This is a genomic window from Collinsella stercoris DSM 13279, from assembly GCF_020735465.1.
Classification (GTDB): Bacteria; Actinomycetota; Coriobacteriia; order Coriobacteriales; family Coriobacteriaceae; genus Collinsella; species Collinsella stercoris.
The window spans coordinates 808,702-826,630 of the sequence record NZ_CP085935.1; the positions used below are offsets into that span (position 1 = coordinate 808,702).

Here is a 17,929-nt window from a genome sequence, read left to right on the forward strand (position 1 = left end):
GTCCTGAACGACAGAAATTCTAAACTCGCGAGGAATCTACGATCGATGAGGTGAAGGCTCCCTCTGCTGTTGACGCTCGGTGACGGCACGCCCCTATTCGGTCTGAAACGGCCGTACGAGTGCGGCGATATGCGCGGGCACGCGGCACACCATGCACACGTGATCGGACTCGAAGGATTCGGACAAGATGCTTCCCTGTTGGCGAATGGCCGCCATGAGTGCGCCTTCACCGTAGGGAATCTCACAGGACATGAGCTCATCGGTCAGCGCCGCCTCTCGCGCGATGCGCTGGCGAAGCTCCTCGATGCCCGCACCGGTGCGCGCGGAAAAGAACAGCGCATCGGGATGTCGGCGCTTGAGCCGCTCGACCTCAGAGGGATCGAGAAGATCTATCTTGTTGTATACGGTGAGCGCGCGCTGCGACTCGGCGTGCACATCGCACAGGACCCGGTCGACCGATTCGATCTGGCGGTCACGGTCCTCGTCCGACACGTCGACCACTTTGAGGATGAGATCGGCATCCCGCACCTCAGACAGGGTCGATTTGAACGCCTCGACCAGCCCATGGGGAAGCTTTTGGATAAACCCCACGGTATCGGTTATCGTGATGGCGCGACCGCCGGGCAGCTCGTAGGAGCGCGTGGTCGGATCGAGCGTAGCGAACAGCTTGTCTTGGGCAAGGACGTCCGATCCGGTCAGTCGGTTGAGCAGGCTCGATTTTCCCGCGTTGGTGTATCCGGCGAGCGCGATGCGAAAGGCCAGCGATCCGGTTCGTGATTTGGACTGGACGGCGCGCCGCCGCTCCACCACGGCGAGCTCCTTGCGAAGCGAGGCGATGCGATTGCGGATCATGCGGCGATCGACTTCGAGCTGACTTTCGCCTTGGCCAAATCGGCTTCCAATGCCGCCGCGCGTCTGCTCTTTCGCAAGGTGGGTCCACATGCCCCTGAGCCGCGGGAGAAGATACTGGAGTTGCGCCAATTGCACCTGGAGCCTTCCCTCGCGTGTGCGGGCGTGGAGGCCGAAGATGTCGAGGATCAACGCGGTCCGGTCGATGATCTTGATGGGCTCACCCAGCGCGCGCTCGAGGTTGGACTGCTGCGAGGGGCTCAGGTCGTCATCAAAGATCACCACGTCGGCATCGAGGCGTTGCACGAAGCCGCGCAGCTCCTCGACCTTGCCCGAACCGATGTACGTTTTAGGCGAGGGACGATCGAGCCGTTGGGTGAGTCGCGCCACCACGACGGCTCCGGCGGTGTCGGCGAGGCGCTCAAGCTCATCGAGCGAGCGCTCCGTGGGCCACAGGCCGTCACGCGTGTCGACGCCCATGAGCACGGCGCGCTCCGCGACCCGTTCAGTCGAGATGGGTTGGAACCGGCTCATGAGGCGGTCGCCTCGGAAGCGATGCGCTCGACGGCGCCGTCGATCCCCAGCTCGTCCATGTCGAGCCAACGAATCCGCGAATCGCGGCGACACCATGCAAGCTGGCGTTTGGCATACCGGCGCGATCGCCGCTTGATGAGGTCCACGGCCTCAGCAAGCGAGCAGCGGCCTTCGAGGTAATCGATGAGCTCCTTGTAGCCGATCGCCTGTCGGGAGGTCAACGCATCTCCCGCCCCCGCCGAGACGAGACGGCGGACCTCGTCCAAGAGTCCCTCGTCCATCATGATGTCCACGCGATCGTCAATGCGCGCATACAGGCGCGCGCGATCCATGGTGAGCGCGAAGGTGAGGTGGTCGTAAAACGGACGGGGATGGGAAAAACCCGATGCCTGCTCGGCATACGACACGCCCTCATCGTGCATCTCGAGCGCGCGGATCACGCGTTTGACGTTGTGGGGGTGCACGAGCTGCGCGCTTCTGGGGTCACGCTCGGCAAGGAGGGCGTGCAGCCCCTCGTCGCCCAAGCGCTCATACAGCTCGATGTAGGAGGCCCTGCGTTCGTCTTCCAGCTCGCCCTTGGGAAACTCCATGACGTCGAGGGCGGCCCTGAGGTAGAGACCGGTTCCCCCACATACAACCGGAACCCGGCCGTCTTGCAGCAGGCGATCGATGTGCGCCCGAGCATCGCGTTGATAGAGAGCTGCGGAATACGCCTCGTCGGGCTCGACGAGGTCGACGAGGCGCAAGGGGACGAGCCGCTCGGACTCGGGCGTCTTTGCGGTGCCGATATCCATCCCGCGGTACACCTGCATGGCGTCGGCGGAAAGCACCTCGGACCTCAAGGCGAGCGCGACGCGATCCGCCACGGCGCTCTTCCCCACCGCGGTGGGGCCGGTGATGGCGAGAACGGCGATCATCGCGGGTCGCCCAGAGAGCTTCCCGAGAGATACCATGTGCGCGCGGCGTCGACGCGAACATCGAGTATCTTGCCGATGAGCTGACGGGCGTCCATGCCCTCGGGGACCGGGCAGTGGACCGTCTGGTTCCAGGGGCTTTTGCCTTGAAGCACGGCGTCGTTCTTCTTGGACGTGCCCTCGATGAGCATGGGGACCGTGGTGCCGAGAAAGCGCTGGTTGTAATCGAAGGCCGTCGTCTCCACATGGCGGACCAATCGGTCGAACCGCTGCTGGATGACGGAACGCGGCGTGGGATCGTCGATCTCGGCGGCCGGCGTTCCCGCGCGCTTGGAGTAGATGAACGTGAACGCCTGGGCGAATTTGGCCTCATCGACGAGGGTGACCGTCTGCTCGAAGTCCTCCTCGGTCTCACCGGGGAACCCGACGATGATGTCGGTGGTGAGCGCGATGTCCGGGATGCGGTCGCGAACGCGATCGACGAGGTCGAGATACTGCTCGCGCGTGTACTTGCGGTTCATCAGCTTGAGGATGCGCGAGGAGCCGGATTGCACGGCCAGGTGAAGCTGCGGCATCACGGCGGGAACCTCGGCTATGGCGTCAATGGTCTCGGGCAGGAGGTCCTTGGGGTGCGAGGAGGTGAAGTAGATGCGCTCGACGCCCGTCTCACCCACGCGCCGCAGGAGCTCGGCGAAGCGCGGAGCGGAACCATGGTCGCGACCGTATGAGTTGACGTTTTGGCCCAGCAGCGTGACGGAGCGCACGCCCTGGCGCACAAGTCCCGTCACCTCGTCAACGATCTCCTCCATGGGACGGCTCTTCTCACGGCCCCTGACGTACGGGACGATGCAATAGCTGCAGAAGTTATTGCATCCGGTCATGATGGGGACCCAGGCGTGGTAGGCCGTCTCGCGATGCCACGGCATTTCGGTCGCGGCGCCCGAGTCGATCTCCTCGACGCGAACGTGGCGATCCCCATCGGCGAAGGCGTCTGCGAGCAGGTCGCCCACATGGGCGATGGAGTGCGTGCCAAAGATGACATCGACGTTGTCCAGGTTGGTGAGAAGGCCCTCCCCGTCGCGCTGAGCGATGCAGCCGCCCACCGCGACGACACGGCGGCCGCTCGGCGATGCGGGAAGGCTCTTGCACGAGGAGCATTGCCCGTAGAGGCGCGTATCGGCCGCCTCGCGCACGCAGCACGTCATGAAGATGACGATGTCGGCGTCTTTGGGGTCGAGCGCCTGCAGGCAGCCGAGCGAATCGAGCAGTCCGCTGACGCGCTCGGAGTCGTGAAGGTTCATCTGGCAGCCAAACGTACGGATGAAGTACGTCTTGCCCGAAAGAATGGAGAGATCAGTCATCAGCAGACCTGCTTGAAATCGTCAGTGAACTCGGAGGCGTCGAAGTTTGACACGGAGATGCGATGTACATACACGGATAGGCGGATGGCGGTGCGCGACTCTCCGTTGATGAGGATATCGGAGAAGACGGGTGCGCACGAGATGTCATAGCCCGTCGGGATCAGGAAGCCTCGCGCGATGGCCATGGCCTTGATGGCCTGATTGACGGCACCGGCGCCGACGCACTGCATGTTCACCGGGACGCCGTCCTTGACCATGCCCGCGATGGCGCCGGCCACGGACGCGGGCGAGGACTTACTCGAGACCTTGAGGAATTCCATGTACGTTTCTCCAGCATATAAAGTGCATATAAAGGTGCGTGACGAAACGATACCGCAGGCGGCACCGCGGGACAAGGGCGCTGACCCTAGGTCTCCTCCTTGCCGATGTCGAACGTGACGGTGATGCGATCGCGGGTCACGCGGATCTTGGGGTCGCGTGCGAGTGTGAGGTAGTACCGGGATGCGAGGTCGGAGAACTCGCGCTCCATCGAACGCGAGAACGCCGCCAGGTCATCCTTCGCGATCTTCAATCCGCGCCGGTCGCGGGACAGGTCGACCTGAGCCGGGGCGTTGGGCATATCGGACTTTTCCCGCAACAGGCGCGAGGCGGCGCTGCGAAGCGGGGCGATCGAGCCCCCCAAGATACGATGCGCGGTTCGCTCCGAGATGTCGATGCCCATGGAGGCGGCGATTCGAATGAATTCGACGGCATCGGACGCGCACGCGAGGCGGTCGACCACGGGGAGTCGGTCCTCGGAATCGATGAAGAGCAGCCGCGTGGTGTCGACGCGCGCCAGGGAATGCGCGTACAGGGTCGCAGCGATCTCGGTGGGCGAACCAAGATACACGTCGCAGCCGTGCAGCTCCTCGCAGGCGAATTCGCATACGGCGCGCGCGATGTTATGGGGTCCGCGCACGCAGCTCAACGCGCCCTCTTCGTCCTTGGCGGTCTGCGGCCACGTGGATTGGTCGGCGCGCTCGGGCAGCGCATCGGTATCGACCGTCACGCGAAAGGCGGATCCGAGCTTGAGGCCCGATGCGACCACCTCGGAGCTCAGGGTGTTCTGTCGGATGGAGAAGAGCGCCATGCCGCGCCCATGGACTCCCCATCGGTCCATCTTCATGGACTCCAATTTGGAGGTGACGCGCGCATCGAAAATGCGCTCCCGCATCTCCTCGGGCACACCGGAGCCGTCATCGATGAAGAGGAGGGTGCGAACACCCTCCTCCTTGCTCGTCGCGATGTATATCGAACGGGCGCCCGCATCGCGGGCATTTCGCAGCATCTCGACGACGATGTCCTCGACATGCTGGATATCGTGCTTGGCTTGACGGCGCTCGGCCTCGGACACGCGCAGACGGACGAACCCGTCGCCCAGGTTCTCCTCGACGCGGAGGTTCCCCTCCCCCGACATGGAGGCGATGAATGAGATGAGATCGTTTCCGTCCGCCATGAGACGCTACCTACTTGGCGACGTCGACGGCGCGGCTCTCGCGAATGACGACGACGCGCACCTGACCGGGGTACTCCATCTCCTCCTCGATCTGCTGCGCGATATCGTGCGCGAGCACGGCGGAATCGGCATCGGATACCTTGTCGGGCTGAACCATGACATGGACCTCGCGGCCGGCCTGCATGGCGTACGTGCGCTCGACGCCCTCGTGGGAGTTGGCGATCTCCTCGAGCTTCTCCAAGCGCTTGATGTAGTTCTCGGCGGATTCACGACGTGCGCCCGGGCGCGAGGCGGAAATGGCGTCGCCGGCCTGAACGAGCACGTCGAGGACGGTGTTGGGGTCGGTATCGCCGTGATGGGCCTCGATGGCGTGGACGATCGCGGGCTTCTCGCCATAGCGGCGGGCGAGCTCGGCGCCGATCACCGCATGGGGACCCTCGACCTCGCGGTCGATGGCCTTGCCGAGGTCGTGCAGCAGGCCGGCGCGCTTGGCCGTGAGCACGTCCACGCCGAGCTCGGCGGCCATAATGGCGCACAGGTCGGCGACCTCGAGGGAGTGGCGCAGCACGTTTTGACCGAACGAGGTGCGGTACCTCAGGGCGCCGAGGGTCTTGATGATCTCGGGGTGCAGATCGTGGATGCCCATGTCGAACGCCGCCTGCTCACCGGCCTCGCGGACGCGCTGCTGCACGAGGTCGGAAGCCTTTTGATACATCTCCTCGATGCGGGCGGGGTGGATGCGGCCATCGGCGATGAGGTTCTCAAGCGCCACGCGCGCCGTCTCGCGGCGCACGGGGTCGAAGCTCGAGAGCACGACGGTCTCGGGGGTGTCGTCGATCACGAGGTTGACGCCGGAGACCTGCTCGAACGTGCGGATGTTACGGCCCTCTCGACCGATAATGCGGCCCTTGAGCTCGTCGGAGGGAATGTGCACGGACGTGACCGTGACCTCGGCCGTGTGGTCGGATGCGCACCGCTGGATCGCGAGGGAGATGATCTCCTGGGCGGTCTTGTGGCACTCCGCCTTGACCTTCTGCTCGGACTCCCGAATGATGGTCGCGGCCTCGTGCGTGACCTCGCCGCGCACCTTGTCGAGCAACTCGGCATGCGCGTCCTCGCGCGTGAGCTCGGCGATGCGCTCCAGCTCGCTCGTCTGGCGGGCATACATCTCATCGAGCTCGCGAGAGCGCTTCTCGATTTGGCCTTGCTGGCTGGACAGCTGGTGCTCGCGCTTGTCGAGCGCGTCGTTGCGGCGGTCGAGCGACTCCTCGCGCTGCATGACGCGGTTCTCGAGAACGCGAATCTCCTTCTTGCGCTGCGCCTCCTCAGCCTCGGCGGCCTGCTTGTTCTGGATGATCTGCTCCTTGGCCTCGAGCAGGGCCTCCTTCTTGAGGGTTTCTGCGGCGCGCTTGGCATCAGCGACGACCTGCTCGGCTTCGCTGTGGGCGCTCTGAATCTTGGATTCCGCTTCGCGCACGCTGCCGTTCTTGGCGTTGCGCATGACCAGAACGGCCACGATGGCGCCAAGAGCGAGACAAGCGATGCCGACGAGCACAGACACGACGGACATGGCTACTCCTTAGGGTGTTTTAAGTGCATGGAACCACCGCCCGCCCAAAGCGGGAGGTGGGACATTTGCCGGATATGGTCCACCAAGGGGGATTTGAAATCGGTCCGATAGAAGATATCGTCAATCTCATCGCCAAGGATGAGCGCATAGCAAACAAATGACAAACCCATCCTACGTTGAAGCAGGGATTTTGTCAAAAACTCAATCAACGGGAGTCATCGATGCGCCGGCGAGCGGCTTGCGCCGCGACGCCGTAGGAGAAGCCCTTGCCCATGAGGTGGCGAACGAGCTTTTCGAACGCCCGGTCATCGGGCAGCGATTTGCGCGTAAGGAGGGCGCAGGCGCGCTCCAGATCGTCCTCATCGGTGAAGTACTCATCGGGATATCCGGGGATGTCCTCGATCGAGACGCCGCGCAGCGAGAGCTCCCGCTCGATCTTTCTCTTCCCCCACCCCCGGCGCTTTCGCTCCTCGATGAAGTAGCCGGCAAAGCGGTTGTCGTCAATGAAGCGCAGATCCGCCGCCTTGGCGAGGCAGGCGTCGATCTCCTGGTCGCGATACCCGTACCGCTTGAGCTTGTCGCGCAGCTCGCCCGTCGCGTAATCCCTGCGCGAGAGCATCTCGGTCATGACGGAAAAGCAGATGCGCCCCTCAAGGGCGTGAATGGCGTCGAACGCCTCCTCCTCGGGCAGGGGCAAAGGTAGAGGGTCCGTCATGAGGACCCTGCCGACGCGCACGGGGACGACGATTTCGCGAACACGGCCACCGTCCATGATGCACGACACCTCGGCCATGGGCTTGTTGAGGGAAAACGAGCTCGAGGCGCGCTTCCGGTCGGGAAGACGCACCTCGAGCTCGACCATGCTCAGCGTCATGAGGGGCTTACACCGAGAGGGGCGCGTCGTCGCCCGGATCCACGACCGTGCCCACCGGCTCGTCCTCGAGCTCGAGACCGCATGCGACGCGAACCTTGTGGTCGAGCTCGTCCAGAAGCTCGGGGTTCTTGCGCAAGGTGTCCTTGGCGGCCTCGCGACCCTGGCCGAGGCGCTCGCCGTCGTAGGTGTACCACGCGCCAGATTTAGTGGCGATCTCATACTCGACGGCCATGTCGAGCACGGAACCCTCTTTGGAGATGCCGGTTCCGTACATGATGTCGAACTCCGCCGTGCGGAACGGGGCCGCCACCTTGTTCTTGACGATCTTGGCGCGGACGCGATTGCCGACGATCTCGTCCTTGATCTTGATGCTCTCGATGCGTCGGATGTCGATGCGCACCGAGGAGAAGAACTTGAGCGCGCGTCCGCCCGTGGTGGTCTCGGGGCTGCCGAACATGACGCCGATCTTCTCGCGAAGCTGGTTGATGAAGATGCACGTCGTGTTGGACTTGGACAGTGAGCCGGCGAGCTTGCGCAGGGCCTGGCTCATGAGACGCGCCTGGAGGCCGACCGTGGTCTCGCCGATCTCGCCCTCGATTTCGGCACGGGGCACCAGCGCGGCGACCGAGTCGATGACCACCACGTCGATCGCACCGGAGCGCACGAGCATATCGCAGATTTCGAGGGCCTGCTCGCCCGTATCGGGCTGCGAGATGAGAACCTCGTCAATGTCCACGCCGATGCGGGCGGCGTATGTGGGGTCGAGTGCATGCTCGGCGTCGATGAACGCCGCGACGCCGCCCATGGCCTGCGCCTCGGCGAGAATCTCCAGGGACAGCGTCGTCTTGCCGGACGACTCCGGGCCGAAGATCTCGATGATTCGCCCGCGGGGCACGCCGCCGATGCCCAGGGCGGCATCGAGCGAGATGGCGCCGGTCGGGATGGCCTCGACTTCCAGTTCCGGCCCGCCGTCTCCATAGCGCATAATCGAACCGTCGCCGAACTTCTTGATGATCTCGGCCTTCGTGACCTGGATCATCTTCTCGCGCTCTTCGCCCGTGGTGCGCTCGTGAATGACACGCGCGGGCCCTGAACTCTTGGCCATTGCTCCTCCTTGATGTTGTGTGCCTCGATAGTACGCGAACGGGTGTTCGTGGTCAATACCCTTGAGGGAATCCTAAGCCCCATCGTCCTGAAGTCCGTCCGTATGGTCTGCGAGACATCTGACACGCGTGAGACGGCAATCGAACACCCGCAGGTCAGGTATCGCGCGGCTCGGCATCAACCGCTTGTGTGGACGCAGGTTCTGCACGTAGATCACATATCATCGCAGCGCTTGAGGAGCATCTGCAGCGCGCACAGGGCGGCGTGAGCGCGCACGTCGTTGCGAGAGCCCTCAAATGAGCACCGTGCGCATGTCGCGCCGCGCCCGTCCGCAAGGCCGATGTACACGGTGCCGGCGGGGTCGTCGAGGGTGCCGCCCCCCGGCCCGGCGTACCCCGTGAGGCTGACCGCCATGTCCGCTTCGAAGAGCCCGCGCGCGCCGACGGCCATCTCGCGTGCGCACGGGTCGCTCACCGCGGAATGCAGGCGCAGCGTATCCTCGGAGACGCCGAGAACGCGCCGCTTGACGGCGTCGCAATACGTCACCGCTCCCCCGCGCAGCACGTCGCTGGCCCCGGGGATATCGGCGATACGCGCCGCGACGAGACCGGCCGTGCAGGACTCCGCCGTGGCGAGTGTCAGGCCGATACCTCGGGCGCGATCGACGAGCTCGCGTGCGGCGCACTCGATGCGCTCTTCCAACGTCATGGCATCCATGCCGTTCGCTCCTTACATGAAAAGCCCCGCGACCATGCAGGTGGGTCGCGGGGCGGTGGCGTGCATGACCGCGCGCTACACGCGGAAAATGATGTGGCGGGCGTTCCAGAAATACTGGGCACCCGAAACGACGGTGAGGATGACCGCTGCGAGCATCGACACACGGCAGAACGCGAGCAGGCCGCCCACGATGCCCGTCGCCACGCCGCCCTGGACGGAAAGGGCGATGAAGAGCAGGTAGGCGCACAGCGACACCATGGTGACCGCGGTCTTCCACTTTCCGAGCTTGTCGGCGGCGATGACCTCGCCGTTCGCGCTCGCCACCATGCGCAGCGCGCTGACGAGGAACTCGCGGAACATGATGATGAACACGAACCACACGTTCACCAGGCCGTGCTCGAGCAAGATCAGCAGAGCGGAGAACACGAGCAGCTTGTCGGCGATGGGATCGAGGAACTTGCCGAAGTCGGTGACCTCTCCGCGCTTGCGCGCCAAATCGCCATCGACCTTGTCGGTGGCGCTGAGGACGAGGTACAAAACGAAGGCGACCCAGGCGAGAACGCCGGACGTCCCCGCGCCGCCGTTTGCCGACAGGCCGAACGACCACTCGCTCACGATCATGAACAGCGGGATGAAGACGATGCGCACGCAGGTGACCACATTGGCCGGCGTCCAGATGCTCGTGATCTCCCTGCCCTTGGCGTTGACGGCCATCTTCTACTCCTCCACAACCTCACCGATGAGCTCATAGCAGAAGCTGTCGGTAAATCGAACCTGCAGGATATCACCGACGGCGGCATCGGTCGCATCGAGGTGCACGGCACCGTCGGAATCGGGGGCCTGGAACCACGCGTGACCGATCAGCTCGAGGCCCTCGTCGGTCTCCTCGACGCCGTCGACGATGACCTCGGCGACCTCGCCCACATGGGCGGCCGTCGCCGCAAAACCGAGCGACTCCGCTAGGTCCATGGCCGCCTGGGTGCGCTCGAGCTTGACGTCCTCGTCGACCTGCCCGTCCATCGCGGCGGCACGCGTGCCCTCCTCGGGTGAGTAGGGGAACACGCTCGTGTAGTCAAAGCCCTCGCGATCCATGAACGCGAGCATCTGCTTGGCCTCATCGTCGGTCTCGGAGGGAAAGCCCACGAGGCTCGTGGTGCGGATGACCATGCCGGGGATCTCGGCGCGCAGCTTGGCGAACAGCCGCGTCAGCTCCTCCTCCGACCCGCTGCGATGCATGGCCTTGAGGATGCGCGCGTTGCAGTGCTGCACGGGGATATCGATGTAGGGAAGGACCTCGGGCGTGTCGCGGATGGCCGCGATGAGCTCGTCCGTCATGCCCTCGGGCTGCAGGTACAGAACGCGGATCCACACGTTGGCGGGACGTACCGCCTCGCTCACGGCGACCATGAGCTGGGCGAGGTTGGCGGGGCCCTCGACTCCCTCCGTGAAATCGGTGCCCCAGATGCCGGTGTCCTGGCCTATCAGCACGATCTCACGCACGCCGCCGGCCACCAGCTCGCGGACCTCGGCGATGATGTCCTCAGCGGAGCGGGAGTGGTACCGACCGCGGATGTAGGGGATGGCGCAAAAGCTGCAGAAACGGTCGCACCCGTCGGAGATCTTGACGTAGGCGACGGCGCTCTCGACGGTGCGCTTGATGCGCGGGACGTGCGGCAGGACGTCGCGCTCGACGCCGAGCACCCCGTCCATGACGGAGACGATCCCGTCCTCCTCATCGGCACGGACGAAGGCGGCGACCTCGGGGAGCTCTTCGGGCAGGTCGGCGCCATACCGGGATGGGACGCAACCGCACATCACGATGCGCGTGTCCCGCACGCCCTCGGCGACCTCCTCGGCGAGGGCGAGCGTCGTCTCGATGCTCTCCGACGTCGCCGACGCTAAAAACGAGCAGGTGTTGATGATGACGGCATCGGCTTGATCGGCCTCGAAGACCTCGTTGTAACCGGCGCCGTTGAGCAGGGAGCGCATGCGGTCGGTGTCGACCTCGTTCTTGGCGCATCCGAGCGTCACGTACAGAATGGAGGCGTGTGGCATACCACGTTCCTAACGGTAGTTGGTGAACTGGAGCGGCTGACCGTAGTCCTGCTCGCGCAGGAAGGCGATGACCTGCTGCAGGGCGTCCTTCGAGGCGCTCGACACGCGCAGCTTGTCGGCCTCGATGGTCACCTTGACCTTGAGCTTCTGGTCCTTGATGTCCTTGTTGATCTTTTTGGCGGTGGCCTGGTCGATGCCCTCGACGATGCGGCCGGTCAGGCGGACGGCGCCGCCGGAGGCGGCTTGGGGATCGTCCCAGGAGACGGTCTTGACGTCGACACCGCGCTTGATGAGCTTAGACGACAAGATGTCGATGACCTGACGCGCCACGAAGTCCGCGGGGGCGTGCAGGGTGAACAGCTTGTCGGATTTGGAAAGCTCGATGGTCGCGCCCGAGTCCTTGAGGTCGTAGCGCTGCGAGAGCTCGCGGGCGGCCTGCTGGAAGGCGTTGTCGACCTCCTGCATGTTGACCTCGGACACGACGTCGAAACTGGAATCTTTTGCCATGGTGTGCTCCTTGCTGCTCGGGCTCTCTCATGCGCCTATGCGGCATTCGAGGCCGTATCGTTGCCTGCATCGCCGGCGGGTACGTCTATGCCCGCCGCCTCGGCCTCTGCGGCGGTCATATCCGGCGTGCCGTCGCCGTCGCTGTCGACGACCTTCTCATCTGATGAGTCCTTTTTGGGCGCGACGATCGAAACCTTGCCGACGCCCGAGACCTTGGTATCGTAACGCACCTTCTCGCCGTTCTTTCGCACCGTGACGTCGCTCGGCGAATCGGTGGTGATGTCGATTTGGCTCGTGACGGTGAACTCCTGCTCGAACGGACCGAGGACCTGCTTGCCCAAGACGATCTTCCCGTCGAGCTTGACCTCGACCCAGGCGACGGCGCCCTTCTCCTTCACCGAGACCTTGACGATCGTCTCCTCGGGCTCGTCATCCGCCTCGGCGGAGGCGTCCTGGCCGTCCTCGCCGGCCTCGGGGTCCTCCCCCGCATCCTCGCCCTCGTCTTCTTCTGCAGGATCGTCGTTTGCCTTCTTGTCGACCTGCGAGACGGACGCGTCTGACGAGCCCGCGCGATCATTGGGAGCGGGCGCGCAGCCGCGCATCGCGAAGACCGCCAGGAGCACGAGGACGAGAAGGGCGATGACGCCGCCCGCAATCAGCAGACGGGGGTCGGTAGGAGGCGTCGGCGCGTTGCGCGCCCCGCCCCTCCCGCGGGGCGGGCGGGTTCCTCCCTGCCCGTAGTGCTCCGGGCGAACGCCGTGCGCATCGCGACGCGTACGTTCGTCGAATCCGTTCCCGTAGCGCTGGGCGGAGCCGCCGCCCGCACGGCGTGAGTCGCGCGCGGCGGGGCGGTTCTGGGCGCGAGGTGCGGTGCGAGGGTCGCCGCGGCGTGCGGGGTCATATGCGGCGTCACGCCCGTTCGTGCGCGATCGAAGCGTGGGGTCGTACCCGCGCGAGGAGGACCCCCTCCCCCCTTGCGCGGGGCGCAGGCGGGCCGAGGCCATGGGCTCGTGCGGCGAGGTCGATTCGGAAACGTATCCTGCCTGCTGCGGCCGGGAGCCGTATCGGGAGGGCGGGACCGAGTTGACCATCATGTAGCGCGCCGGCGCATTGGAGCTGCGCGGGCTCGCGTCGGCGGCCGCCTCCTGGAACCTGCCCACGCGCCTGCCGCTGCCGTGCTCATATTCATGCAGCGCGTCAAAATACGCGTCGACGACGTCGTGGGGGTTGAGGCCGAGGTAGCGCGCGTAGCTCGAGATCATTCCCTGGGCGTAGCCGCGAGGCGGCATGGCCGCGAAGTTCTCCGTCTCGAAGTACTCGATAATCTGCGGGCGGATCTTGACGATGTTCGAGACCTGCTGGATGGAGACGCCCATCTGACGACGGCGCTCAAGCAGCATGTCGCCGAAATGACGGCTCATTTACATCCCTCCAAAGATCTCTTCGTCGCTCAACGGCTCCTCGACGGCGCGCAGAGCCGCGAGACCCTCCTCATCGTAGAGCACCTCGCGCGGCTTTGAGCCGTCGGGCGGGCCCACGATGCCCTTCTCCTCGAGCATGTCCATGATGCGCCCGGCGCGGGCGTACCCGACTTTGAGACGGCGCTGAAGGCCGGAGGTCGAACCGAGCTGCGTCTCGACGACGATCTGCGCGGCATCCCACAGCAGGGGGTCGTCCTCGCTGGGGGCCTCGTTGTAGAAGCCCCCGCCTGTGCCGGACATCGTAGCGGGCGCGACGGCGGAGAGGATCTCCTCGTGGTAGTCGGGCGCACCCTGCTCCTTGACGAACTCGGTGACGGCGCTGATCTCGTCGTCGGACACGAAGCAGCCCTGGATGCGCTTGGGCTTGCCCCAGTCCACCTTGGAGAACAGCATGTCGCCGTAACCGGTGAGCTTTTCAGCGCCCATCTGGTCGATGATGACGCGGCTGTCGATGCCGGTGGCGACGTTGAACGCGATGCGGTTGGTGATGTTGGCCTTGATGAGGCCGGTGACCACGTTGGAGCTCGGGCGCTGCGTCGCCACGATGAGATGGATGCCCGCGGCGCGGCCGAGCTGGGCGATGCGCACGATCGACGCCTCGACGTCCTTGCCGGCGACCATCATGAGGTCGGAGAGCTCGTCGATGATGATGACGAGGTAGGGCATCTTGGCCGGCGGGTTGTCGTAGTGCTCGAACGCACCGGAGGCCTGCTTCTCGTTGAACGTCGAGATCTTGCGCACGCCGATGCGCTCGAACACCTTGAGCCGGCGCTCCATCTCGGAGACGGCCCATTGCAGGGCGCTCGCCGCCTGCTTGGGCTCGGTCACCACAGGCACATAGAGGTGCGGCAGGCCGTTGTAGCCGGAGAGCTCGACGCGCTTGGGGTCGACCATGATCAGGCGCACGTCCTCGGGCAGGCTGCGCATGAGCAGCGCCATGATGATGGAGTTGATCATGACGGACTTGCCCGAGCCGGTGGTGCCGGCGATGAGCAGGTGCGGCATCTTGGCAAGGTCCGCCACGATGGGTTGACCCTCGGCATCGCGACCGATGGCCAGCTCCAGCGGGCCTCCCTGGACATAGGGCAGCACGTCGCCGAGGTTGACGTTTTGGCGCTTGGCGTTGGGGATCTCGATGCCCACGAGCGAGGTGCCGGGAATCGGCGCGAAGATGCGGACCGATTGTGCGGCGAGCGACAGCGCGATGTCGTCCTCGAGGTTGGAGATGCGGCTCACGCGCTCGCCCTCCCCCGGCTGCACCTTGAAGGTGGTCACCGTGGGGCCGGAGATCCAGCCCACCACGCGGGAGTGCAGGCCGAACTCGTTCAGGGTGGACTGCAGCGAGTGGGCCGTCTGCTCGAGCTCCTTTTCCGAGGAGGCGGACGAGGCCGAGTGGGGGTTATGGCGAAGCATGCTCAACGGGGGGAGCTGCAGCTCCCCCTCCCCCTTCTCGCCGTCGACGTCGGCGGCATCCTCGTCGGAGACGCGCGTGGCGGCGGGTTGGGAGGGCTTCTGCCGGCGAGCGAGGAAGTCGGGGATCGCCGGGGCCGCGGAGGACGCGTGGTCGGCTGTGGTGCGGTCGGGTGTAGTGCGATCGGGGCCATACTCTTCCCCGTCATCGGCGTCAAGCGCGGCGATGTCATCGGCGCTGGGCACGTCGAGCGGCGGCGTCTCGAGGTCCTCGGAAGGGCTTTCGGCCTCCTGGGTGCCGCGTCGATCGGGAACGGGGATCAGCGTGGTCTTTGCGCGTTCGGCGGCGAGCTGGTCGCTCACGTCGACGAAGGGGTCCTCTTCGGGCTCGTCATCGAAACGAGACGGCAGGACCGTCGTCTCGCGCGCGCCGAGGAAGGTGGTCTCGGCGGCGCCGTCCTCGTCGAACAGGGTGTCCTGGCGTGCGGCGGCACCGCCGTGTGACGGCATCTCCACAGGAGCGGGCGAGCCCGAACGAGCCGGGGCGGCTGCGGGATCCTCGCCCCAGGGCATGGCGTTGACGTCGACGCACCGGCGCTCCGCCAGACGCCGCGCGCGCTCGGCCGCGGCCTGGAAAAACGCGCTGACCGAAAAACCGATGATGACGAGGCCGACAATAACCAGGCCGACGAGGACCACCATCGCGATGGTCTTGCCCAGCGCCTGCTGCAGCATGCTCGCGAAAAACGCGCCGAGGTAGCCGCCGGACGCTGCCAGGGCGTGGGGCTCGAACATGCCCGCGGTGGAAAAGTCGGTGCCGGGCACCATGAGGGACAGCATGGAGAGCACGCAGGTGAATATGATGCCGCCGCCCGCGAGCGTACGGGCGTTCAAGGGGGCCCGATCGCGCAGGAAGAGGCCCGCGGCGAACAGCAGCAGGCAAAACGGCAGCACGTAGGCGCCCAGCCCGAAGCCCAGGTGGTAGAACCCCGCGATGGCGTTGGAGACGGGCGCGGAAGTCGGCGAGACGACCGCGATGAACGACACCACGGCGGCCACCGCGATCACGATGCCCGCGATATCGCGACCGGCGGAGACGCCCATCAAGGGCTCGAGCGACGGCTCGGCCTGCGCCTGGCGGGCGGCGTTGGCGCGCAGCTTCGCCGCGGGCTGCTTGGAACCCGCGGCGCGGGCGCCGGATGCGGCCTTCTTTTTGTTGGAAGCGGCGTTTGCGCGAGGCAACCTACACCTCCATGACGACCGGGATGATCATCGGTCGCGTGCGGTTGTTGTTCCAGATGTAGTTGGACAGGGCGTCGCGAACCGCCTTGCGGATGGCGTCCGTGCCGGAGCTCGAGAAGTTGAACTTGCCCTTCTCGATGGCGCGCTGCACGGCGGCGGATGCGTCGGCGGAGAACTGGTCGTCGATGGGGAACGAGACGCCGCGCCCGGAGAACTCGATGTCGCCGATCTGCTTGCGCTTCATGTCGAGCATGGCGACGACGGTCACCATGCCGTCGCTCGCGAGCTTCTGGCGGTCGCGCAGGACGATGGGGTCGGTGTCGCCGATGCGCAGGCCGTCGACGTAGACGACGCCGGACTCCACGGAGCGCCCGCGCTTGACGCGGCCGTCGCGCATCTCGAGCGTGTCACCGTTGTCGATCACGAAGATGTTCTTTGCGGGGATGCCCATCTTCTCGCCCAGCGCGGCGTGCGCGCGCAGATGCACAGCCTCGCCGTGGACGGGCATGAAGAACGTCGGCTTGGTGAGCGCCAGCATGAGCTTGAGCTCCTCCTGGCTCGCATGGCCCGACACGTGCACGAGGGCACGGCTCTTGTCGTACACGTCGCAGCCGAGCTTGGCCAGGCTGTTGATGACCTGCTGCACGGCCTTCTCGTTACCGGGGACCGGCGTGGCGGAGATGATGACCGTGTCGCCCTCGTGGATGGAGAGCGTCTTGTGCTCGCCGTTGGCCATGCGGGAAAGCGCGGACAGCGGCTCGCCCTGGGAGCCCGTGCACATGACCACGATCTTGTCCTCGGGGAGGCCGTTGATGTCGAAGGCGTCCACCAGGTCGGACTCATCGACCTTGAGGTAGCCGAGCTCGCGCGCTACGCGGGTGTTCGTGAGCATGGAGCGCCCCGTCACCACGACCTTGCGGTTGCAGGTCTTGGCGGCGTTGCAGATCTGCTGCAGGCGATGGATGTGGCTGGAGAAGGACGCGACGAACACGCGGCCCTTGGCGTTCTTGATGATGTGCAGCAGCGACGGACCCACCTCAGCCTCGGATTTGGTGAACCCGGGGACGGTGGCGTTGGTGGAGTCGGACATGAGCAGGTCGACGCCCTGCTTGCCGAACTTGGCGATGGCGCCGTAATCGGGCGTCACGCCGTCGATGGGCGTCTGGTCGAGCTTGAAGTCGCCGGTGTGGACGACGGTGCCCGCGGGGGTCTTGAGGAACACGCCGAGCGCGCCGGGAATGGAGTGCGTGGTCGAGAAGAACTCGATGGAGAAGCACCCGAGGTTGATGTGGCTACCGCCCTTGACCTCGCGGAACTTGGGCGCGCGGATACGGAACTCCGAGAGCTTGCCCTCGATGAAGCCCAAGGTGAGCTTGCTCGAGAAGATCGGCACCTTGTTGTTGAGGTCCTGGAGCAGATACGGCAGGGCGCCCGTGTGGTCCTCGTGGCCGTGCGTGATGATGATGCCGCGCAGCTTGTGCTCGTTTTCCAGCACATAGGTGTAGTCGGGCAGCACCAGGTCGATGCCGGGCTGGTTGTCGTCGGGGAACATGAGGCCGGCGTCGATGAGCACCATGTCATCGCCGCACTCGAAAGCGGTCATGTTCTTGCCGATGCCGTCAAGGCCGCCCAGGGGGATGACCTTGAGCGCGGCGGAGGCCTTCTTGTTGGTAGTCGCCATAGGTTTGGTAGTTCCTTTCGGTTGCGTTTCATACAAAAACGATGGGACTCCCCCATCGCACTGGTCTAAAACCACGGCCGGTTCGAGAGGTCCGGCACATTCCGTTCCATTGTAGCGGGCGCGCACGGCAAGGAC

Annotated in this window: 15 protein-coding genes; all 15 read right to left on the reverse strand. The window is 65.3% G+C overall.

All coding sequences use genetic code 11. The features are described from left to right. Positions 1–93: 93 nt before the first annotated feature. The 15 genes from hflX to LK434_RS03550 all read right to left on the reverse strand — a co-directional run bounded on the left by hflX (position 94) and on the right by LK434_RS03550 (position 17,794). The gene (hflX, locus tag LK434_RS03480; protein ID WP_006721198.1) at positions 94–1,383 is read right to left on the reverse strand and encodes a GTPase HflX; all 1,290 of its coding nucleotides are present in this window, start codon (positions 1,381–1,383) and stop codon (positions 94–96) included. Further along, positions 1,380–2,300 carry a tRNA (adenosine(37)-N6)-dimethylallyltransferase MiaA gene (gene miaA / locus LK434_RS03485; RefSeq protein ID WP_006721197.1) on the reverse strand — a complete coding sequence of 307 codons (921 nt, stop codon included), beginning with the start codon at positions 2,298–2,300 and terminating at the stop codon, positions 1,380–1,382. The genes hflX and miaA overlap by 4 nt, the downstream gene beginning before the upstream one ends. Then, positions 2,297–3,658, reverse strand: coding sequence for a tRNA (N6-isopentenyl adenosine(37)-C2)-methylthiotransferase MiaB (gene miaB, locus LK434_RS03490; RefSeq protein WP_006721196.1), 1,362 nt, complete (start codon positions 3,656–3,658; stop codon positions 2,297–2,299). Before miaB ends, miaA begins: the two co-directional genes overlap by 4 nt. Next, on the reverse strand, positions 3,658–3,978 hold the full coding sequence (locus tag LK434_RS03495) for a stage V sporulation protein S (RefSeq protein WP_006721195.1): 321 nt from the start codon (positions 3,976–3,978) through the stop codon (positions 3,658–3,660). The genes miaB and LK434_RS03495 overlap by 1 nt, the downstream gene beginning before the upstream one ends. An 86-nt stretch (positions 3,979–4,064) precedes the next feature. Next, positions 4,065–5,153 carry an ATP-binding protein gene (locus tag LK434_RS03500; protein WP_006721194.1) on the reverse strand — a complete coding sequence of 363 codons (1,089 nt, stop codon included), beginning with the start codon at positions 5,151–5,153 and terminating at the stop codon, positions 4,065–4,067. 10 nt (positions 5,154–5,163) lie between these two features. Then, positions 5,164–6,723 carry a ribonuclease Y gene (gene rny / locus LK434_RS03505; RefSeq protein WP_006721193.1) on the reverse strand — a complete coding sequence of 520 codons (1,560 nt, stop codon included), beginning with the start codon at positions 6,721–6,723 and terminating at the stop codon, positions 5,164–5,166. Between the two features lie 205 nt (positions 6,724–6,928). Beyond that, positions 6,929–7,597 carry a regulatory protein RecX gene (locus LK434_RS03510; protein ID WP_006721191.1) on the reverse strand — a complete coding sequence of 223 codons (669 nt, stop codon included), beginning with the start codon at positions 7,595–7,597 and terminating at the stop codon, positions 6,929–6,931. Positions 7,598–7,604: 7 nt separating this feature from the next. Continuing rightward, a complete protein-coding gene (gene recA / locus LK434_RS03515; protein WP_006721190.1) occupies positions 7,605–8,702 on the reverse strand; it encodes a recombinase RecA in 1,098 nt (365 codons plus the stop codon). Positions 8,703–8,914: 212 nt separating this feature from the next. After that, on the reverse strand, positions 8,915–9,418 hold the full coding sequence (locus LK434_RS03520; protein ID WP_006721188.1) for a CinA family protein: 504 nt from the start codon (positions 9,416–9,418) through the stop codon (positions 8,915–8,917). 75 nt (positions 9,419–9,493) lie between these two features. Then, entirely contained in the window at positions 9,494–10,132 is a 639-nt protein-coding gene (pgsA, locus tag LK434_RS03525; RefSeq protein WP_006721187.1) for a CDP-diacylglycerol--glycerol-3-phosphate 3-phosphatidyltransferase, read from the reverse strand. A 3-nt stretch (positions 10,133–10,135) separates the two neighbouring features. Next, positions 10,136–11,473 carry a 30S ribosomal protein S12 methylthiotransferase RimO gene (rimO, locus tag LK434_RS03530; RefSeq protein WP_006721186.1) on the reverse strand — a complete coding sequence of 446 codons (1,338 nt, stop codon included), beginning with the start codon at positions 11,471–11,473 and terminating at the stop codon, positions 10,136–10,138. A gap of 9 nt (positions 11,474–11,482) precedes the next feature. Then, positions 11,483–11,980, reverse strand: a complete 498-nt coding sequence (locus LK434_RS03535) for a YajQ family cyclic di-GMP-binding protein (protein ID WP_006721185.1) — start codon at positions 11,978–11,980, stop codon at positions 11,483–11,485. 35 nt (positions 11,981–12,015) lie between these two features. Continuing rightward, on the reverse strand, positions 12,016–13,401 hold the full coding sequence (locus LK434_RS03540) for a helix-turn-helix domain-containing protein (RefSeq protein WP_006721184.1): 1,386 nt from the start codon (positions 13,399–13,401) through the stop codon (positions 12,016–12,018). Then, complete coding sequence (locus LK434_RS03545) at positions 13,402–16,113, reverse strand: FtsK/SpoIIIE family DNA translocase (protein WP_317134209.1); 2,712 nt, start codon at positions 16,111–16,113, stop codon at positions 13,402–13,404. It lies immediately after the preceding gene. Between the two features lies 1 nt (position 16,114). Next, positions 16,115–17,794: a ribonuclease J gene (locus LK434_RS03550; protein ID WP_006721181.1), complete on the reverse strand. Its 1,680-nt coding sequence runs from the start codon at positions 17,792–17,794 to the stop codon at positions 16,115–16,117. Between the last annotated feature and the right edge of the window lie 135 nt (positions 17,795–17,929).